The 19,252-nt window shown below is 56.6% G+C and carries 15 protein-coding genes; 10 read left to right on the top strand and 5 right to left on the bottom strand.

Going from position 1 to position 19,252, the window contains the following annotated elements; genetic code table 11:
* Window positions 1-1,332: a D-serine ammonia-lyase gene (locus tag J5069_RS14915; RefSeq protein WP_264644623.1), complete on the bottom strand. Its 1,332-nt coding sequence runs from the start codon at window positions 1,330-1,332 to the stop codon at window positions 1-3.
* Window positions 1,333-1,787: 455 nt separating this feature from the next.
* On the opposite strand from J5069_RS14915, the gene J5069_RS14910 reads away from it, so the two are divergent.
* Window positions 1,788-3,362 carry an EAL domain-containing protein gene (locus J5069_RS14910; RefSeq protein ID WP_264644622.1) on the top strand — a complete coding sequence of 525 codons (1,575 nt, stop codon included), beginning with the start codon at window positions 1,788-1,790 and terminating at the stop codon, window positions 3,360-3,362.
* Between the two features lie 33 nt (window positions 3,363-3,395).
* Here J5069_RS14910 and J5069_RS14905 read toward each other — a convergent pair whose 3' ends face one another.
* The 3 genes from J5069_RS14905 to dtnK are packed head-to-tail and all read right to left on the bottom strand — an operon-like array spanning window position 3,396 to window position 6,515.
* Window positions 3,396-4,211 carry a DeoR/GlpR family DNA-binding transcription regulator gene (locus J5069_RS14905; protein ID WP_264624628.1) on the bottom strand — a complete coding sequence of 272 codons (816 nt, stop codon included), beginning with the start codon at window positions 4,209-4,211 and terminating at the stop codon, window positions 3,396-3,398.
* A 20-nt stretch (window positions 4,212-4,231) separates the two neighbouring features.
* The gene (locus J5069_RS14900; RefSeq protein ID WP_264644621.1) at window positions 4,232-5,212 is read right to left on the bottom strand and encodes a D-threonate 4-phosphate dehydrogenase; all 981 of its coding nucleotides are present in this window, start codon (window positions 5,210-5,212) and stop codon (window positions 4,232-4,234) included.
* Window positions 5,205-6,515, bottom strand: a complete 1,311-nt coding sequence (dtnK, locus tag J5069_RS14895) for a D-threonate kinase (protein WP_264644620.1) — start codon at window positions 6,513-6,515, stop codon at window positions 5,205-5,207. The genes J5069_RS14900 and dtnK overlap by 8 nt, the downstream gene beginning before the upstream one ends.
* Before the next feature lie 230 nt (window positions 6,516-6,745).
* On the opposite strand from dtnK, the gene J5069_RS14890 reads away from it, so the two are divergent.
* The 9 genes from J5069_RS14890 (at window position 6,746) to J5069_RS14850 (ending at window position 18,455) form a co-directional block, all read left to right on the top strand.
* Window positions 6,746-7,882 (top strand): iron-containing alcohol dehydrogenase, encoded by a 1,137-nt coding sequence (locus J5069_RS14890; protein ID WP_264644619.1) that lies wholly within the window; start codon window positions 6,746-6,748, stop codon window positions 7,880-7,882.
* 49 nt (window positions 7,883-7,931) lie between these two features.
* The gene (locus J5069_RS14885; RefSeq protein ID WP_264644618.1) at window positions 7,932-8,813 is read left to right on the top strand and encodes a dihydrodipicolinate synthase family protein; all 882 of its coding nucleotides are present in this window, start codon (window positions 7,932-7,934) and stop codon (window positions 8,811-8,813) included.
* Between the two features lie 67 nt (window positions 8,814-8,880).
* Window positions 8,881-10,299, top strand: coding sequence for a sodium:solute symporter family protein (locus tag J5069_RS14880; protein ID WP_264644617.1), 1,419 nt, complete (start codon window positions 8,881-8,883; stop codon window positions 10,297-10,299).
* A gap of 5 nt (window positions 10,300-10,304) precedes the next feature.
* A complete protein-coding gene (locus J5069_RS14875) occupies window positions 10,305-11,483 on the top strand; it encodes a sialidase family protein (protein ID WP_264644616.1) in 1,179 nt (392 codons plus the stop codon).
* 52 nt (window positions 11,484-11,535) lie between these two features.
* On the top strand, window positions 11,536-12,012 hold the full coding sequence (locus J5069_RS14870) for a YhcH/YjgK/YiaL family protein (RefSeq protein WP_264644615.1): 477 nt from the start codon (window positions 11,536-11,538) through the stop codon (window positions 12,010-12,012).
* 32 nt (window positions 12,013-12,044) lie between these two features.
* Window positions 12,045-12,734 (top strand): SDR family NAD(P)-dependent oxidoreductase, encoded by a 690-nt coding sequence (locus J5069_RS14865; RefSeq protein ID WP_264644614.1) that lies wholly within the window; start codon window positions 12,045-12,047, stop codon window positions 12,732-12,734.
* Between the two features lie 241 nt (window positions 12,735-12,975).
* A complete protein-coding gene (locus J5069_RS14860; RefSeq protein ID WP_264644613.1) occupies window positions 12,976-15,111 on the top strand; it encodes a hydantoinase/oxoprolinase family protein in 2,136 nt (711 codons plus the stop codon).
* Window positions 15,104-16,801 carry a hydantoinase B/oxoprolinase family protein gene (locus tag J5069_RS14855; protein ID WP_264644612.1) on the top strand — a complete coding sequence of 566 codons (1,698 nt, stop codon included), beginning with the start codon at window positions 15,104-15,106 and terminating at the stop codon, window positions 16,799-16,801. Before J5069_RS14860 ends, J5069_RS14855 begins: the two co-directional genes overlap by 8 nt.
* A gap of 16 nt (window positions 16,802-16,817) precedes the next feature.
* Window positions 16,818-18,455 (top strand): ABC transporter substrate-binding protein, encoded by a 1,638-nt coding sequence (locus J5069_RS14850; protein WP_264644611.1) that lies wholly within the window; start codon window positions 16,818-16,820, stop codon window positions 18,453-18,455.
* A gap of 85 nt (window positions 18,456-18,540) precedes the next feature.
* Here the strand turns inward: J5069_RS14850 and yacL are convergent, their stop codons facing one another.
* On the bottom strand, window positions 18,541-18,906 hold the full coding sequence (gene yacL / locus J5069_RS14845; protein WP_264644610.1) for a protein YacL: 366 nt from the start codon (window positions 18,904-18,906) through the stop codon (window positions 18,541-18,543).
* Between the last annotated feature and the right edge of the window lie 346 nt (window positions 18,907-19,252).

The raw sequence follows: 19,252 nt of genomic DNA, 5'->3' as shown, positions 1-19,252 counted from the left end.
CTATTTCGCCCCTTGCGCCAGGTACTTCTGCATCTCCGCGTCTGGCACCATGCCACCGCCCGTCGCCCACACCAGATGCGTTGCCTGTTGCATCGCCGACGCGGATAACGACAAACGCGACAGATAATCCGCATTGCCCGCCACGCGCCACGGCCCGGCCATCCCGGCCAACGCCGAGGGCTCCAGACGGAGCGCTTCGGTTTGAGCCAACATCGCCAGCAAGTGATACATTTCGTCGTCACTCAGGGTGTAATAACCGTCAATGAGTCGCACCATGGCGCGCCCGACAAAACCGGATGGACGCCCCACCGCCAGTCCATCGGCAGCGGTCAGATTGTCGATGCCCAAATCCTGCACCGCAATGCCATCGTGCAAGCCGGTGTACACGCCCAGCAGCATACAGGGCGAGTGCGTCGGCTCAGCAAAGATACAGTGCACGTGATCGCCAAACGCCAGCTTCAGCCCGAACGCCACCCCGCCCGGCCCACCGCCCACGCCGCACGGCAAGTAGACGAACAGGGGATGATCCGCATCGACCACCATACCGCGTTCAGCAAACTGGGCTTTGAGTCGATCACCGGCAACCGCATAGCCGAGAAACAGCGAGCGAGAATTTTCGTCATCAATAAAAAAGCAGTAGGGGTCATCCTGTGCGGCTTTGCGCCCTTGTGCGACGGCGACGCCGTAATCCTGCTGATATTCCACGACGTCAACGCCGTGTGCGCGCAATCTGTCCTTTTTCCATTGGCGCGCATCCGCCGACATGTGTACCGAGACCTTAAAGCCAAGGGTCGCCCCCATAATCCCGATCGACATACCGAGATTGCCGGTCGACCCCACGGCAATGCGGTATTGGCTAAACACCTGCCGCGCGGCTTCGCTGTCCAGTTGACGATAGTCATCGGTGGAAGTCATCAACCCCGCCTGTAACGCCAATTGTTCCGCGTGCACCAGCACTTCATAGATACCGCCGCGCGCTTTGATCGAGCCGGAAATCGGCAGGTGGCTGTCTTTTTTCAGCCACAGTTTGCCGGGCAATGTCTTGCCATACCGTGCGTCCAGCGCGTTTTGCATCGCGGCGATGTCAACCATATCGGACTCAATGATGCCTTCACTTGCCTCCAGCGCGGGAAAAACCTGACGGAGATAGGGAGCAAAACGGCGTAAGCGCGCCTCCGCAGCCTGAACATCCGCGTGCCCAAGCCCGACGTAGGGCAATCCCTCGGCAAGCGTGGCGCTTTCCGGGTTAAACCAGGTCACGTCACGCAGCGCAACCAGACAGGCCATGAGCGGATCGCGCTCAATCAGCGTTTTGATGTGAATATCAACCATTGTTTCCCAGCCTCCCTTTCACCAATGCTTCGCCAACCATACGCCGAATCCTGACGGGGATCACCTGCGGCGGTATCACCCGCGTTGCCAAAGAACAACGTACCGCTGCGCGATCTCGATACGGATATCTGTATAAAAAACCTAACACTTCAAGTAAGTTATATTAATTAAAAAATTACCCTGATTGATAATCGGCATTTATAATTATCATTCTCAGCAACGTCGATAGCATGCAGGGTACAGAGACGGTTTTCAGTGGCTTGTAGCACATATACCCGCACCTACACTGCAATGAGTTCAACAAACACAGGTTAAACATTGCGTCATGCGGCAAACTGAAACGCCTTTTCTCAAGCCACGGTAGACATGGCCGATAACTTCACCTGATTGGCAAGGATGCGATATCTGAATCCACATGCCGAGTTATGTTCATCACCACTGATTGGATAATAACGATGCTATCCTCCAACAATGCCGGATTATGGTTCAGATTAACCATCTTCATGCTGCTCAGCGCGGTATTGGCGCTGTTCATTGGTCAATCCTTTATTGCGCAGTCAGAACAAAAGCGTTTGGTGAGTTACGCACAAGACGTGCTGGCGCAAGGGGTCGCCGTCGCGCAAGAGAGTCGGGACACGGTGCACCGCATACTGCTACTGGGCAATATCCCTTGCTCCGATGCCGATCTGCGCGAGTTACGCCTACTGTCCTTTTATGCGCTTAATCTGCGCGACGTGGGACGCATCCAAAACGATCGCCTGATTTGCTCTGCGGGATGGGGAAGGCTGAATCCCCCTATCGCGCTGTTGCCACCCGACCTGACTACCTCGACGGGCACACAGCTGTGGACCGCCATGGAAAGGCTGGTTGATCCCAGGATCACCGCCGATATCGCCAGCAGCGGAGGCGTAGCGACGATCACCGCTTCGGCTGCTTTCCGCCGCTATTCACAACCGCCACAGGGATACAGCGCCACCTTAATCAACAAGAATCTCGACCACCCCTACCAAACCTTCGGTTCCCTGACACTCCCCCATAAAGAAGACTTAAGCAGATTAAAAAATGGCTGGCTCACCTTGGGTACACGCCATTTTTTCACCTGCTCAAACAGCTTTGATATCTGTGTGCTGGCACAGTTTGAGGATGCGGGTGTGATATATCGCCCGTGGTATGTGATAGCGGGCATCATTCTGATGGGGGCGGCGTTGGGCGGCAGCTTCACACTATGCTACTCACTTTACCGTGAAAAGCGGCGCTCCCTGCCGTGCCAGCTGGAACGTGCGCTGAAGAACGATCAACTGCGCGCCCACTACCAGCCACTGGTCAGCCTTGCCACGCGCTCTCTGATTGGCGTTGAAGCCCTGGCACGCTGGCGCAACGGCGCAGGTGAGGAGATTTCGCCAGAGGTGTTTGTGCGCATCGCCGAAGAAAACGGCATGATCGATGAGTTAACCCGCGCCATCACCCGCTGTGCCATACGAGACATGCGGCCTTATCTGACGCAACCATCATCCTTTACGCTCAGCATCAACCTTGCGGTTAGTGACATAATCTCTCCCGACTACCACCATTTTTTACAGCAGGAGTGCGAGCGCAACGGAGTGAAGCGCGAGCGGGTGATTTTAGAACTGACAGAACGTTCTACCGCATCGCCGCACATACTGGAGGTTGCGCTGCAATCGTTGCAGCAGCAAGGGCATAAAATCGCGCTGGACGATTTCGGCACCGGCTATTCAAACCTGGATTACCTGAGCCGCTTCTCGTTTAATCTGGTGAAAATAGACAAAATATTCGTCGGTGCCATCGGCACAGACTCCGTCAACGCCGCCTTTACCGATGTGCTGTTCTCACTGGTGCAAAAGCTGGACGCCAGCATCGTGGTGGAAGGGGTGGAAACGCAGGAACAGGCCGCTTATGTGGCGCGACACTGCCCGCATGCGATTGTACAAGGGTGGTATTTTGGTCGGCCGGTGAGTATCGATCAGTTTGTCGAACCGGAACGTTACCGCTGCCCGCCCATCGAATCATAACGTGAGCCGCGTGATGCAACGCGGCAAAGGGCGTTACACCAGATGCAGTTGCACTGGCTGCGCGTGCAGCAGTTGCTGCGTTTCCGGTGCCAGCGCGCTGTCGGTGACGATGTCGGTCAGTGCCGTGAGCGGCGTAACGCAAAACAGCGAATAGGCGCCGTACTTGCTGCTGTCGGCCAGCAACACACGACGGCTGGCATTCATGCCCAGATCCTGTTTTACTCCGGCTTTCTCTTCGGTTGGCGTGGTGATGCCTTTTTCCATACTCCACGAGTTGCAACTGATAAAGGCAATATCCGGGTAAATGCTGCGCAACAGGCGGCGGCCATGCTCGCCAATGCAAGACTGGCTGCTGTCATCAATGCGGCCGCCGATAATGGTCACTTCAATCTGTTTGAATTCCGACAAGAACAGCGCAATCTGCAAATCTGCCGTGATCACACGCAGCGGCAGGTGCGTCAGGTTACGCGCCAGTTCGAGCATGGTGGTGCCCGCATCCAGCACCACGGCATCACCCGGTTGCACCAGGGACGCCGCGTAGCGGGCAATCGCCTGCTTCTCTGCCAGATTACGATGCAACTTCTCATTGGTGGTCGGCTGCGAGGGAATAAAACGGTTGAGCGTGACGCCGCCATGGCTGCGGCTGATCACGCCCTGTTCATCAAGCTTGATGAGATCGCGGCGGATCGTCGCCGGCGAGGCGTCGATCACGGCAACCAGTTCGTCTACCGTCACCAGATTATGGCTTTTCAGATAATCCATAATCTGGTCAAGACGGCTCTGCCCTTTTACTCTATCTCCGCTAACGCGGAAAGCATCACTCACTGTTTGCCCCACAACGATGTCCATGAGTTGAATCCCCTCCCCTGTCAGGCAAGCTGCATGGCGAGTTGAATCGAGATAGCCATGCTCTCAGACTTCGCTTTACCTGTCCAGGCGATATCAAATGCCGTACCGTGATCGGCCGAAGTACGAATAAACGGCAAGCCTGCGGTTAAATTCACCCCATCGTAAAAGCCCAGCAGCTTAAGCGGAATATGGCCCTGATCGTGATACATCGCCACCACCATGTCATATTGTCCTTCATAGGCTTGCAGATAGACAGTATCCGGCGCACAGGGACCGTAGACGTCCAACCCTTTCGCCTTCATCGCCTCAACGGAAGGGCCGACAATGGTAATTTCTTCATCGCCGAACAAGCCGTTCTCGCCCGCATGCGGGTTAACCCCAGCGACAGCGATACGCGGTTTGGTGTAACCCACGCGTTTCAGGAAGGTATCCGCCATGCCGATGACGGTTTCTACACGGTCGCGGTTTAGGGTATCCAGGAATTTGCGCAATGCAATGTGCGTTGTCACATGAATGACTTTTAGTTTGTCGGTATACAGCACCATGGCGTAATCCCGGCTGTTGGTCAGCTTGGCCAGCAGTTCGGTATGCCCAGGGTAAATGTGTCCCGCAGAGTGCATCGCTTCCTTGTTCAGCGGTGCAGTCGCAATCGCCTGAACCTCTCCGGCCAACGCCAGCGCCGTCGCTTTTTTAATGCAGCGGTAGGCCAGATCCCCTGCCTGCGCCTGCACCACGCCAGGGACGAGCGCTTGTGGATCGGCCAGCGGCTCATCAATGATATTAATAATGCCGGGGGCAAAACGCGCCTGAGCCGGTTCGTCGATCACATTCAGCTCAACCTGCGGCACAATGTTCAGCGCAAGGATACGACGCAGGGTTTGCACACAGCCCACCACCACGGCGGATGCGCCAGACAATTCCCCTTCTGCCAGGGATTTAATAATAATCTCAGGACCGATACCCGCCGGGTCACCCATGGTTATTGCAATAATTTTACTCACTCACTCTCTCCTCAATAAAGCGTAAAACGTGATGCAAGGTGGCTTCATCACCGAAGCCGCCTGCTTTAGTCATGACAGGGATATCGCCGACGATGCTGTCGATGAAGCGTCCCCAAGGTACACAGGACGCAAGCTGTCCTTTGATATGAAACCCGGTAGCACCGAGCGCAGCGGCCACGGCAATCGCCACGTCGCCACCGGAGAGATAGAGCCCTGCCGGACGGCATAACGCCACCGTGCAACGGGCCATTTCTCCCAGAAAATCACTGATACGTTCACCCAATTGCTGACGGCTGAGGCCGTGCTGCTGGCATAGCTGCGCAATCTCGTGGCGCTGTTGCTCGTCACGGCAGGTACGAATCAGGCAATGTCTGCCTGCCAGCAGTGCGTCGGCCGCGGCGCGCGCGGTGTCTTGCGCCAATGTGGCTCCCGCAGACGTAAGCAAAGGGCGGACATCCACATCAAGCAGCGTCACCTGCGACAGCGCGCTCACCGCCGCGATCTGTTTTTGCGTCATTTCGCTCATCGAGCCCACCACCGCCAGCAATGCGGGGCGCGGTGGCGGCGTGAAGCTTAGGGCCTGAGCCAGCGCATCGCTCAGGCCGGCGGCGCCAACCAACAGCGGTTTCACAGGCAGCGTCTGCGCAGCCGCCACGATCAGAGCCAATGCCTGCGGTGTCTCAGCGTCAATAATCACTCCCTTGATACCCGCATCGCGCAAGCGCAGCAGCTGCGCGGCGAGAGCAGAATGATTATTTTCACTCACACTTAAGGTCGCCGTGGTCAAGGCACTTTGTTCCGCGATACGTTCGGCAATATCGGCGCTGCGTACCGGCGTTTTTGGATCGCTGGCAAATTCGGTTTCGGTCAGCAATGTTCCGTTGACCCACACATTCCCGTCACGGGTGATGCGCCCAAGCGCCGGAACAGCAGGTGCAATCAGCGCCATGTCAGCGCCGCTGGCCGTCAACGCTGCCGCGATTTCCGCGCCGAGGTTGCCGCGCAGCGTGGAGTCAATCTTCTTGAATACCCATCCGTTTCCGCCCGCTTCACGCCAGCGGGTCACGGCGTGCACCACGCGCAGCGCGGCATCTTGCGCTGCCTGCGCCCGACTGTCGGTATTGATAACCGTCACCTCATGCAAAGCTCCCGTCGTCAATGCGTCCAACTCCAGAATCACATTGACCTGCGCCTGCTGAAGTGCCAGCCCAACCCCGGCATCGTTAGCCCCGGTGAAATCATCCGCGACGACCAACACCTGGTTAGCTGTAAGTTCCAGGCTGACATCTTGCCGCTGTGGCATACCCACCCCTTATTTATCGATAACGGCATAACGACGATGGTGTGTCGATTACCTGATAATGATTATATTGAATCATATTTGATTATATGTGAGCAACGTCAAATTATTTAAAACCAATCTAGCCTATAAATTACGCTACAAAATGACGTCATTACGTCAATACACGATCGCCAAGCACGTATTGATTGAGAAAAATCACTTTCACTGCGTGAACACTGTAAAGGAACGCCATGAACATCAATAGCACTATCATCAGCGGCAGCCAGGCCATTAACGATATCCGCTACCTGTTAACCTCACGCCAGCACGTGCTGTTCGTGACGGACCGCAACATCGTGCAGCAGCCCGGCGTACAGGCACTGCTCAATCAGGTTAAAGCGTGCGTTCCGGCCATCACCCTGATTGATAATGTGCCGCCGGAGCCGAGCCAGCACGATGTCGCTCATATTCTGGAAGCGCTGCCCAATGCGCGCACCGAACTGGTGATTGGCGTAGGCGGCGGCAGCGTGCTGGACGTGGCCAAGCTGCTGTCGCTGCTGTGCGTCGGTGATGACGCGGTCTCTCTCGACAGCTTGCTGGCCGGTGAAAAACCGACGCGCCGCACCGCCTCCTTATTGATCCCGACGACGGCGGGCACCGGCTCCGAAGCCACGCCGAACGCCATTCTGGCGATCCCTGAGAAAGCCACCAAGGTGGGCATCATCACACCGGTCATGCTGCCGGACTACGTGGCACTGGTGCCGGAACTGACCACCAGCATGCCGTCTCACATTGCGGCGTCCACCGGTATCGATGCGCTGTGCCACCTGATCGAATGCTTCACCGCGACCATCGCCAACCCGGTGGGTGATAACTACGCGCTGATCGGTTTGAAAAAGCTGTTTGCCAATATCGAGCTGTCCATCCGTGAACCCGGGAATCTGGAAGCACGACTGAACATGCTGTGGGCGTCCTATTACGGCGGTGCCGCCATTGCCCACGCGGGCACGCATCTGGTGCACGCCATGTCTTATCCGCTCGGCGGCAAGTACCACATTCCCCACGGCGTGGCGAATGCCATTTTACTGGCCCCTTGCATGCGCTTTGTGCGCCCGGCGGCGGAAGAAAAATTCGCGCAGGCCTACGACCTGCTGCCCGACGCCAACCTGTCGCTCTCCGTCACGGAGAAATCGCACGCGCTGGTCACCTATTTCACCGATCTGGTTCAGCGCCTGTCGCTGCCCAGCTCACTGCAACAATTAGGTATCGAAAAAACGCATTTGCCCGATCTGGTCGAAGGGGCTTTGCAGGTTCAGCGTCTTATGAAAAACGTGCCCGCCACGGTGAAGGCGGACGACGTGCGCGATATTTATCTGACGCTGTTCTGATTCACAGACTTGGTGTTCTTTTTTGATTACGCAGTAACGAGGAAAAACAATGAGCAAACGTATTACTGGCGTGTTGACCGCAATCGTCACGCCCTTTGACGGTCAGGGTGAATTCAATCCAACAGCATTGCGCGCGCAGATTCAGCGCCAGATGCAGTATGGCAACGGTATCTTCTGCAACGGTACCAACGGCGAATTCTTCGTATTACACACCGATGAAAAAGTCGCGGTCACCGAAACCTGCGTGGATGAAGTTGCAGGCAAGGTGCCGGTGGTAGGCCATATCGGTGAAATCTCTACGCGTGAAACCATCAAGCTCGGCAAGCGTATCGCCGCACTGGGTGTCGATGCGGTTTCCGTTATCACCCCCTATTTCATTCCGCTGAAACAAGAAGAACTGATCGCCCACTACCGCGCGGTGGCGGATGCGTTAACGGTTCCGGTGTTCCTCTACAACATTCCTGCACGTACCGGCAATACGCTTACGCCGGAAACCGTGCGCATTCTCGCCGATCATCCCAACATCATCGGCATCAAGGACAGCGCAGGCAGCTATGAAAGCCTGAACGGCTTCCTGCAAGCCGCCAAAGGTATTCCGAACTTTGACGTGCTCAACGGGCCGGATTCATTGATTCATCAGGGCTTCGTCGAAGGCTGTTCTGCCTGTATTTCCGGGCTGGCTAACGTGGCACCAGAGCCTATCAGTCAAATCTGGCACCGTTTCCACGCCGGTGACATCGACGGTTCACGTCAGGCACAGGAACAGGTCAGCGAGCTGAGAAAAACGCTGTACGCCATTGCGTTCTCGCCTGCTGCGGTGAAAAAGGCACTGACATTAATGGGCCATGAGGTTGGCGTCAGTCGCTATCCCATCCAGTTCTCTGAACAGGATGAAGCGGCTATCCGTCGAATCGTCAGCGCCTTTGCCTAACAACGTTTATTACCCTGTTTGATAACAACCACCCTGCGACAACAACGACAACGATAGGTCGAAAGATATGAACCATTTTGATCTGACAGATACCCTCATCATCATTGGGATGATAGTGTTTTATATCGCATTCACTTCCTGGCTGACGCTGAAATTACGCAGTAAATCCAGCTCCGAATTTATGGAAGGGTCGCGTGCGCTGCCCGCGTTTATCGTCGGTATTTTGCTGATGACCGAGTTTATCGGCGCAAAATCCACGGTAGGTACCGCGCAAGCCGCGTTCGAAAGTGGCATCGCCGCCTCCTGGTCCGTGATCGGTGCTGCCATCGGCTTCCTGCTGTTCGGCATGATCCTGGTGAAGAAGATCTACAACACCGGTAAAGTGACCATTTCTGGCGCCATCGCCGAGAAGTACGGTACTTCCACCAAGAACATTATTTCGATCATCATGATCTACGCGCTGCTGCTGGTGAACGTGGGTAACTACGTCAGCGGCGCGGCGGCTATCTCCACCGTACTGAAAATCTCTCTGCCAGTAGCTGCCTTGATCACGGCGATCGTTAGTACTTTCTACTTCTACTTCGGTGGGTTGAAAGGCGTAGCGTATGTCACCTTGATCCACAGTGGCGTGAAGTACATTGGCGTGATGATCATCCTGTACGTGGCCCTGAAGATGACTGGCGGTATTACCCCGATGGTTCAGCAGATGCCAGAGTTCTACTGGACCTGGGATGGCAACATCGGCGCGAGCACCATCTTTGCCTGGCTGATCGGTACTATCGGTTCGATTTTCTGTACCCAGTTCGTGATTCAGGCGATTTCAGCGACCAAAGATGCAAAATCCGCCAAACGCGCCACCTGGATTGCCTTCCTGTTCTGTATGCCGATTGCTCTGGCTATCGCCGTGATTGGTGTGGCTGCGAAGTTCGTCCACCCGGAAATCAAGAGCCTGTACGCACTGCCGGTGTTCCTGCAAGACATGAACCCGTGGGTCGCGGGTCTGGTTACTACCTCGCTGGTGGCGTCCATCTTTATCAGCGTGAGTACCGTGGCGCTGGCGATTGCTTCTCTGATCGTGAAAGACTTCTACGTCCCGTACTACAACCCGACGCCGGAAAAAGAGATGAAGATGACGCGCGTGTTCTCGCTCATCATCGGGTTCTTGCCGCTGGTATTTGTGCTGCTGGTGCCAGAAGTGCTGAAGCTGTCGTTCTTTACCCGTGCCATCCGTCTGTCCATCTCGGTGGTCGCGATGATTGCCTTCTACCTGCCGTTCTTTAACAGCACTCGCGGTGCCAACGCCAGCCTGATTGCTGCCTGCGTAGTCACCTCGGTATGGTATGTGATGGGCAATCCGTTCGGCATCGATAACATGTATGTGGCCCTGGTCACCCCTGCGGTTGTGATGCTGCTGGATCGTCTGATTCCGAACAAGAACGCACCGCAGTCAGAAAAGAAAACATCCGTCTCTCAAACAGGAGCCTAATCGTCATGACGACTGAAACCATCACCGTAGAACGTACCGGCGTGATTCACCAGGCCGAAGGGGATGCGCAGCGCATTGATGCCTACCTGCCTTCCGTCTGCCCACAAAACCACGCGGCCAACCTGCTACATTTGCCGAATGGCGATGTGCTGTGCGTCTGGTTTGGCGGTACGCAGGAAGGGATCGCGGATATCTCGATTTACCAGTCGCGTCTGGCTAACGGCAGCGCACAATGGTCGGATGCGGTTAAGCTATCGGAAGATGCGACCCGCTCCGAGCAGAACCCGGTGCTGTTTCTGGCACCAGACGGCGTGCTGTGGCTGCTCTATACCGCGCAGAAATCCGGTAATCAGGACACCGCCATTGTGCGTTATCGCCAGTCCACCGATCAGGGCTACACCTGGGGGGAAATCGGTACGCTGCTGGACCAGCCGGGCACCTTTATCCGCCAGCCGATCACTGTGCTGCCAAACGGCGACTGGGTGCTGCCGGTGTTCTATTGCCGCGTCGAGCCGGGTGAAAAGTGGGTGGGTAACAACGATGACAGCGCAGTCAAAATCTCCAGCGATCAGGGTAAAACCTGGCAGGAATACCCGGTGCCAAACAGCACGGGCTGCGTCCACATGAACATCACGCCGCTGGCGGACGGTTCACTGCTGGCGCTGTTCCGCAGCCGTTGGGCTGACTTTATCTATCGTAGCCATTCCACGGATGGCGGCAAAACCTGGTCGGTACCGGTGCCCACCACGTTACCGAACAACAACTCGTCGATTCAGGTGACGACGCTGCAAAACGGCCATCTGGCGCTGGTGTTCAACCACATGAGCGCCGCCGATGCCACTGAGCGTCGCGTGTCGTTGTATGACGAAATCGAAGATGAAGAAGGCGGCAATGACGCCAAAATGCCGGAAATCACCGAAGGGCGCAGCGCCTTCTGGGGCGCACCGCGCGCTCCCATGACGCTGGCCATTTCGGAAGATGGCGGCAAGACCTGGCCGTGGCAGCGCAATATCGAAGTGGGCGACGGTTATTGCATGACCAACAACTCGCAGCAAAAGCTGAACCGCGAGTTCTCCTATCCCAGCATCAAGCAGGGACCGGAAGGGAAATTGCATGTGGCTTTCACCTATTTCCGTCAGGCCATCAAGTATGTATGTGTCGATGAGGCGTGGGTAAAAGGCTGATACACCGAGAGACACCGCCTTTGCGGTGTCTCTTTTTTTCAGGAGCTACACCATGATTGCAGGCAATTTGCAGCATCTGCCGTTGGCGACGCTGCCCGCACCGCTGTTAGCGATTCTCTCCTCACCCGGTATGACACTGGATGAACTGAACGCCAAGCCGGAAGGAAAATACCAACCGGAAGGGGCAGACTGGTTTTACAGTATTGGCACCGTATCTACCGCACCGCAGGCAGAACGTCACACCGAGTTCCACCACAACTTTCTGGATATTCAGTTGATTCTGGCCGGGGAAGAGATCATCGGTTATGGGCTGAACAGTGTGATTGGGCAACCCGCGACCGAGCGTAAGCCGGATCTCTATATTCTGGACAATCCGCAAGTGCCGCATCAGATCCATTTGCGCGCCGGCGATTTTGTCACGTTCTACCCTGGAGAACCGCATCAGGCGCTGTGCGCGGTAGGCGATATTCCCGCACCGGTGAAAAAAGCGGTGTTTAAAGTGCCCGTCAGCGATGTTACCCAACGGTAGTACTGACGGGTCTTGATACAGGAGAGCACCTTATGGCTGTCAGCGAACGCAAACATGCGCTGATTACCGGCACCAGCTCCGGCATTGGTGCCGCCATTGCCCAAACGTTATTGGATCAGGGATGGAAAGTGACGGGGCTGTCGCGCCAACCCGGCGCGCTCACGCATCCGCAGTTTACCCATCAGGCGTTGGACGTTACCGATCTCGACGCGCTGCAAGGTTATCTTGCGCACATCGCACAGGTCGATGCCGTGATTCACGCCGCAGGCATGATGAAAGCGGCCCCGCTGGGTCAACTCAACCTGGCTGACAGCGCAACGCTGTGGCGCTTGCATGTGCAGGTTGCCGAAGTGCTGGCCGACAGGTTGGTCGATAAATTGCCGAGCGGTGGTCGTATCATTCTGCTGGGCAGCCGCACCTCGAGCGGCGCGGCAGGGCGCAGCCAGTATGTCACCACCAAATCTGCCATGATCGGTATGGTAAGAAGCTGGGCGACAGAGTTGGCACCGCGCGGTATCACAGTCAATATCGTGGCACCGGGAGCCACTGAAACGCCGATGCTAAACCAGCCCGGCAGACAGAGTTCACCGCCGAAGCTGCCCCCCATCGGGCGTTTTATCCAGCCGCAGGAAGTGGCCGATCTGGTGTGCTATCTGCTCTCGCCGTCTGCCGCCGCCATTACCGGACAGCAGTTGGTGATATGCGGTGGAGCATCATTGTAGTTTCTCAATAGAGACCCACCTGATTGCCGCCCTCCGTGATGAGTATACAGATGGCGGCAAACCGCATAGCACCCTATTGCTTATTCTGCATATGGTTAGCAAATATACTTTATTGTTTTGTCCGTTATATCACCCGATAGTGCTTCCATCTCCTCATCTCCCCTGAGCATTGCCGCTTGTTGCGTGTGTTGACGCGCGGCGCGGTGATGGTTTGGCAACAGTATTGGAACACGTTCGCGTTATGTCTGAATTACCGCTTTCCTCGCAAGATAAACCAGAGCCCGCAATACGCCTGGCCGTTGATGTTGGCGGCACCTTTACCGATGTGGTATTGCTCGATGGTGAACAACGTTACACGTCAAAAACCCTGACCACCCCCACTGAACCGGAACAGGGCGTGCTGCAAGGTATCGAAGAGAACCTGAAGCTAGCAGGCCGGACGCTGCACGATGTGGACCTGTTGATCCTCGGCACCACGCTTGCCACCAATGCGCTGATTGAACGCAAAGGGGCGCGCACGGCACTGATCACCACCCAGGGCTTCCGCGATCTGGTCGAAATTGGTCTGGAAGATCGCTTCGCACAGTACGATGTGTTCCTGCAAAAACCCGCTCCGCTGGTGCCACGCTATTGGCGCTTTGGCGTCACCGAGCGCATCAATGCGCAGGGGGAGGTGCTGCTGCCGCTCAATGAGGACGACGTAAGGCGCATTGCACAGTCACTGCGCGAGGAAGATATCGACAGCGTCGCCGTAGTGCTGCTGCACAGCTATCGCAACCCGCAGCATGAACAGCGCGTTGCTGAGATCCTGCAACAAGAACTGCCTCACCTCGCCGTGTCGCTTTCCAGCGTGGTGTGCCCGGAAATCCGTGAATACGAACGGCTCTCTACCACCTGCGCGAACGCTTACGTGCAACCGCAAGTGGCCGGCTATCTGTCACGTCTGGAGCAGTTGTTGACCGCACGCGGATTACACATCCCACTGTTTTTGATGACCTCCGGCGGCGGGATCACCACGCTGCAAACCGGCATCGAACAGCCGGTGCGTCTGGTGGAATCCGGCCCGGCGGGTGGCGCTATTCTGGCCCAGCGCGTGGCCGCTGAACTGGGTGAAACCCGAGCGCTGTCGTTTGATATGGGCGGCACCACGGCAAAAATCTGCTTTATCGATGATTATCATCCGCAAATTTCCCGCAACTTCGAATTTGGTCGCGTGCACCGTTACCAGAAAGGTTCCGGGCTGCCGATCCGCATTCCGGTGATCGAAATGGTGGAGATCGGCGCAGGCGGCGGCTCGATCGCCCGCGTGGATACCCTGCAACGCATTCAGGTTGGCCCGGACAGTGCCGGTTCCGAACCGGGACCGGTCAGCTACGGATTAGGCGGCACCCAGGCCACGGTAACCGATGCCAATGCGGTACTGGGTCGGCTGGACCCCGCGCGCTTCGCCCGCGGTAAAGTGGCCTTAAATATTGAAGCCGCACAGCAGGCGCTCGCCGCGCAGATCGGTGCACCGCTGGGCTATTCCTCCGAGCTGGCGGCGCTCTCTGTCGCGGAGATCGTGGCAGAGAATATGGCTAACGCCGCACGTGTGCATGCCAGCGAACAGGGCAAACACGTGGAGCACTATACCCTTATCGCCTTTGGCGGTGCCGCGCCGCTTCAGGCGGCACGGCTGGCACGCAAGCTGGGCATTACCCGCGTGGTGATCCCCCGCTCTGCCGGTGTCGGCTCGGCGCTGGGTTTTCTTTGGGCACCGATAGCCTATCAGGCCGTACGCAGCTTCTATCAACGGTTAGATCGCTTGAACTACGATGAGGTCAACGCGCTGCTGGCCGGATTGACCGAGCAAGCGACCGCTATCGTACGTCAGGCCGCGCCGCAGGGGGATATTCAAGTACAGCGCATCGTCTATCTGCGCTATGCCGGCCAAGGGCATGAGGTGCCTATCGAATTGCCGGACGGTGCCGTGCAGGTACAAACCGTCCACCTACTGCAAGCGCGTTTTGCACAGCGCTATCGCGAGCTGTATGGCCGCAGTCTCGACCATGTACCGGTTGAGGCCATCAGTTGGTCGGTTGCCGCCTCGACTCATGACGATCTTGCCCCGGCGACCGCTCGCTGGGTGCCGAGCCACACGCTTACCGCCGCCTCATCGCTACATCAGCGTTCGGTGTATCAGATTGAGGACAACGCCTTTATCGCCACGCCGCTTTATGAGCGTACGGCGCTCGCGCAGGGACACTTCGTATCCGGTCCGGCACTGGTGGTAGAAGAGGAAACCACTACCGTGGTGGACAGCGGTTTTTCTGCCCATCTCAGCCCGCAGGGGCATCTGATTCTTGAGCTTGGCACTGAGGATTTTCATCATGAGTAACCTAACATCCGCCTCCGCGCCAGTGGCAGCATTGCAGTATCAGGTGATGTGGAACCGGCTGATTTCCGTGGTGGAGGAGCAGGCACAAGCGCTGATCCGCACCGCGTTTGGCACCTCAACCCGGGAAGCCGGTGACTTGTCCGCCGGGGTCTTTCTGCCGGATGGACGCATGATCGCACAGGCGGTTACCGGCACACCGGGCCATGTCAATTCGATGGCGGAGTCGGTCAAACACTTCCTGCACGCGTTCCCCTTGGAGCAGATGCGTCCGGGCGATGTGTTTTTAACCAACGATCCCTGGAAAGGCACCGGCCATCTGTACGATATGACGATGGTAACGCCGGTATTTCGTCAGGAACAGGCGGTTGCCCTGTTCGCCTCTACGCTGCACGTCGCGGATATCGGCGGCTTGGGCCCAGGCCCAGACGGTCAGTTGATCTATCACGAAGGGCTGTTTCTGCCACTGCTGCGCTTTATCGATGGCGGCCAGATCAATCAGGTGGTGCTGGATATTATTCGCGCCAACGTGCGTGAACCGGAGCAGGTCGAAGGCGATTTGCTGGCGCTGGTGGCCTGTAACGACGTCGGCGCTCGCTTCCTCAACCGCATAATGGATGAATTCACCCTCGATTCGCTGGTGCCGGTGGGTGAGCATATTTTACAGCACTCCGAGCAGGCGATGCGCGATGCGGTGCGCCAGTGGCCGCAAGGGAGCTGGAGCAACGAACTGCTTGTGGACGGCTATGATGCGCCGATCCGCATTCGCGCCACGTTGCACATCCGCGACGGCGAGATTGAGGTCGATTTTACCGGCACCGATCCTTATGTTCCGCAAGGCATTAACGTGGTTAAAGCCTACACCGATGCCTACACCTCGTTTGGTATTCGCTGCCTGATTGGTGCCGATATTCCCAACAATGCCGGATCGTTAGGCGTGATTCGCGTTAGCGCGCCGGAAGGTTCCATCGTCAATGCGCCTTACCCTGCGGCAGTGGCCGCGCGCCACATTATCGGTCAGTTGTTGCCGGATGTAGTGTTTGGCTGCCTGCGTCAGGCGCGCCCCGGCGCGGTGCCTGCCGAAGGCTCCTCGTCGCTGTGGAATATCCGCCTGTCGGGCGGCCACCCGATTGCGGGCTATTCCAATGAACGATTGGTCAACGAACAGCGCTTTACCATCACCAGCTTTTCCACCGGTGGCACCGGTGGTCGCCCGGCGCTGGATGGGCTTTCTACCACCTCGTTCCCCAGCGGCGTGCGCAATATCTCCATCGAAATACTGGAAACCATGAGTCCGCTGGTGTTCTGGCGTAAAGAGTATCGACCGGATTCCGGCGGTGCAGGAAGGCAACGCGGAGGGTTGGGGCAAGTTATCGAAATCTCCCATGGGCAGCAGGCACCGATGTTACTGGGCGCAGCCTGGGATCGCATCGTTTATCCCGCCCGTGGCGCAGAAGGCGGTGCGGACGGCGCGCCGGGCAAAGTCAGTCTGGCCTCCGGCGCACTGCTGAAAGGTAAAGGCCGACAGGCGATCCCACCGGGAGAACATCTGGTGGTGGAAACGCCGGGCGGCGGCGGTTTGGGCGATGCACGTGAGCGTTCAGCACAGGCTATCGCGCAGGATGTTCGTAGCGGACTGGTCAGCGCACAAGCTGCCAGCCGCGATTATCACCACGGTGATGAAAACAAATAACGATATTGAGGTGCTTATGAATTGGTTTGACTTTCGTTTAGGGAAAAAGCATCAACCGCGTCCGGTGAAGCTAGCGGCAACGCTGGCGCTGTACGCTCTGTTAGCCACCAGCGGTGCCACCGTATACGCGCAAACGCCGGAGCCACAGCGCGGCGGCACGCTGAACATCGTCTTGAACGCCGAGCCGCCGACGCTGGTGGCGCTGTCCACCGTTGCTACGCCGAGCCTGAGTGTTAGCGGCAAGGTGACGGAGGGGCTGCTGAAATACGATTTCGATCTCAATCCACAGCCGCAGTTGGCTACCGCCTGGGAGGTCAGTCCCGATGGCAAAACCTATACCTTTCACCTGCGCAAAGGGGTGAAATGGCATGATGGACAGGATTTCACCTCAGCGGACGTGGCCTACTCGATCGAACTGCTTAAAAAGTATCACCCGCGCGGTGCCAGCACCTTCGCCAGCGTCACTGAAGTGAAAACGCCGGATGCCAACACGGCGATGATTGAGCTGTCACAGCCTGCACCTTATCTGTTACGTGCATTGACCGCAGCAGAATCACCGATGTTGCCCAAGCACATCTACGAGAATACCGATCCGCTTAAAAACCCGAACGGAAGCGCACCGATCGGCACCGGCCCCTACCTGTTTAGCCAGTGGGAGCGCGGTAGCCATCTGATCCTCAAGCGTAATCCTAATTATTGGGATAAAGAAAAGCCGTATGTCGATCAGATTGTGATCCGCTTTATTCCTGACGCCTCATCGCGTTCGGTTGCCTTTGAAACCGGCACCGTGGATCTTGGCTATCGCTCACCGGTGGCGCTCAGCGATCTGGATCGTTTGAAGGCGATACCAAAACTGGCGTTTGAAACCAAGGGCACCAGCTATTCCTATAACGTCTCCTCGCTCCAGTTCAATCTGGATGACGAGCATTTCAAAAACCTGAAAGTGCGTCAGGCGATTGCACACACGTTAGACAGAGAGTTGATTCGCAAAGTGGCTTATTACGGCTATGCCACGGTGACCACCTCGCCCATCGCGCCGGGGTTAAAGGATTTCCACGATCCGTCACCCTCGCCCTACGCGCTGGATATCAAACGTGCCAATCAACTGCTGGATGAAGCGGGCTATCCGCGCGATGCCAAAGGCATCCGTTTTAAAACCACGCTGGATTACAACCCGATCTCCGACGGCTTGAAACCCACCGGTGAGATTGTGCGCTCATCGCTGGCAAAGATCGGCATTGACGTCACGTTGCGTTCGCAGGATTTATCCGCCTTTGTGAAACGCGTTTATACCGATCGCGATTTCTCATTCACGTTAAACGGACACAGCAATCTGTTCGATCCGACGGTTGGCGTACAACGCGTTTACTGGTCGAAGAATTTCCGCAAAGGCGTACCGTTCTCCAATGCGTCTCACTACCAGAATGCTGAGGTTGATCGCCTGTTGGAAGAGGCGCAAACCGAAAACGATCCGGCAGTGCGTAAACAGAAGTTTATCGAATTTCAGAAAATTGTCGGACGTGAACTGCCGGATATCAGCCTGATTTCACCGCAGTACATCACGATTTACAATCGGCGCGTACACGATCACTCACTCACGGCGGATGGCATTGAAAACACCCTGTCTGACGTCTGGGTGGAAGCGCAAAAGTAACAGAACAACGGTAATGCGCTCCAAGGGGCCTAGAGCACAGCATCTGAAGGAAACAGCGCCTGCGTTTAGCAACGCAGGCGTTTGATTATCGGGGGTGTTGCACAAATTCCCGGTACTTGGCTGCCAGCGCTAAAAAGTCATCCAACCCACACAGCGCCAGACTCTCTTCATCGTAATAGCTCATGCCCTCTTCCATCTCATCCATGGCGAAGGAGAGCTGATTAGCGCGAATCAGTACCTCTTCGCTATCCAGCAACAGGGTATATTCGTGCCCGACTTTTTGCCATTGGCGCTCACTGCCAGCCACATCGCGCGCCGCTTCTTCTACCTCGTCAAGCAGAGCCAGCTGTTCTTTGACTTCTTCGTTAAACCAGTGGCCAACGGCTTCGTGCCCCATTGACATACGCACAATGACCTGGCCTGAGACATCCCGCAAAAATTCATAATCCATGACGCCATCCTCCCACGGTAGTGCTTACTATCAAGTGTAGCGGGCCACACTGCATCTCACAGTGATAGCCTGCAAATATTGCAAGGTCGCGCAGCGCGGCGGGGATGATACCCGCTATTGCGACAAAACGCGCACGTTTCTCTGGAAGAAACCAACAATAAATACTGTGACAATAAGCCAGCCGCTTGCCCCGGCTGAAAAAAAAATGCTTTACACTCGCCAGACACGGAATACTGCATGGAGCACTATATGGATATACCTGGCGTAGCAGCGGGCGGCGTCTCCCCAAGGGACGACCGTATTTATGAGGATTCAAAAGGAAGGCCGGTTGGCATAGCCGCGATGT

This window comes from Candidatus Symbiopectobacterium sp. NZEC127, assembly GCF_025962675.1.
Classification (GTDB): domain Bacteria; phylum Pseudomonadota; class Gammaproteobacteria; order Enterobacterales; family Enterobacteriaceae; genus Symbiopectobacterium.
Note: the sequence above shows the minus strand (reverse complement) of the source record. Positions and strands in the feature narration are given on the sequence as shown.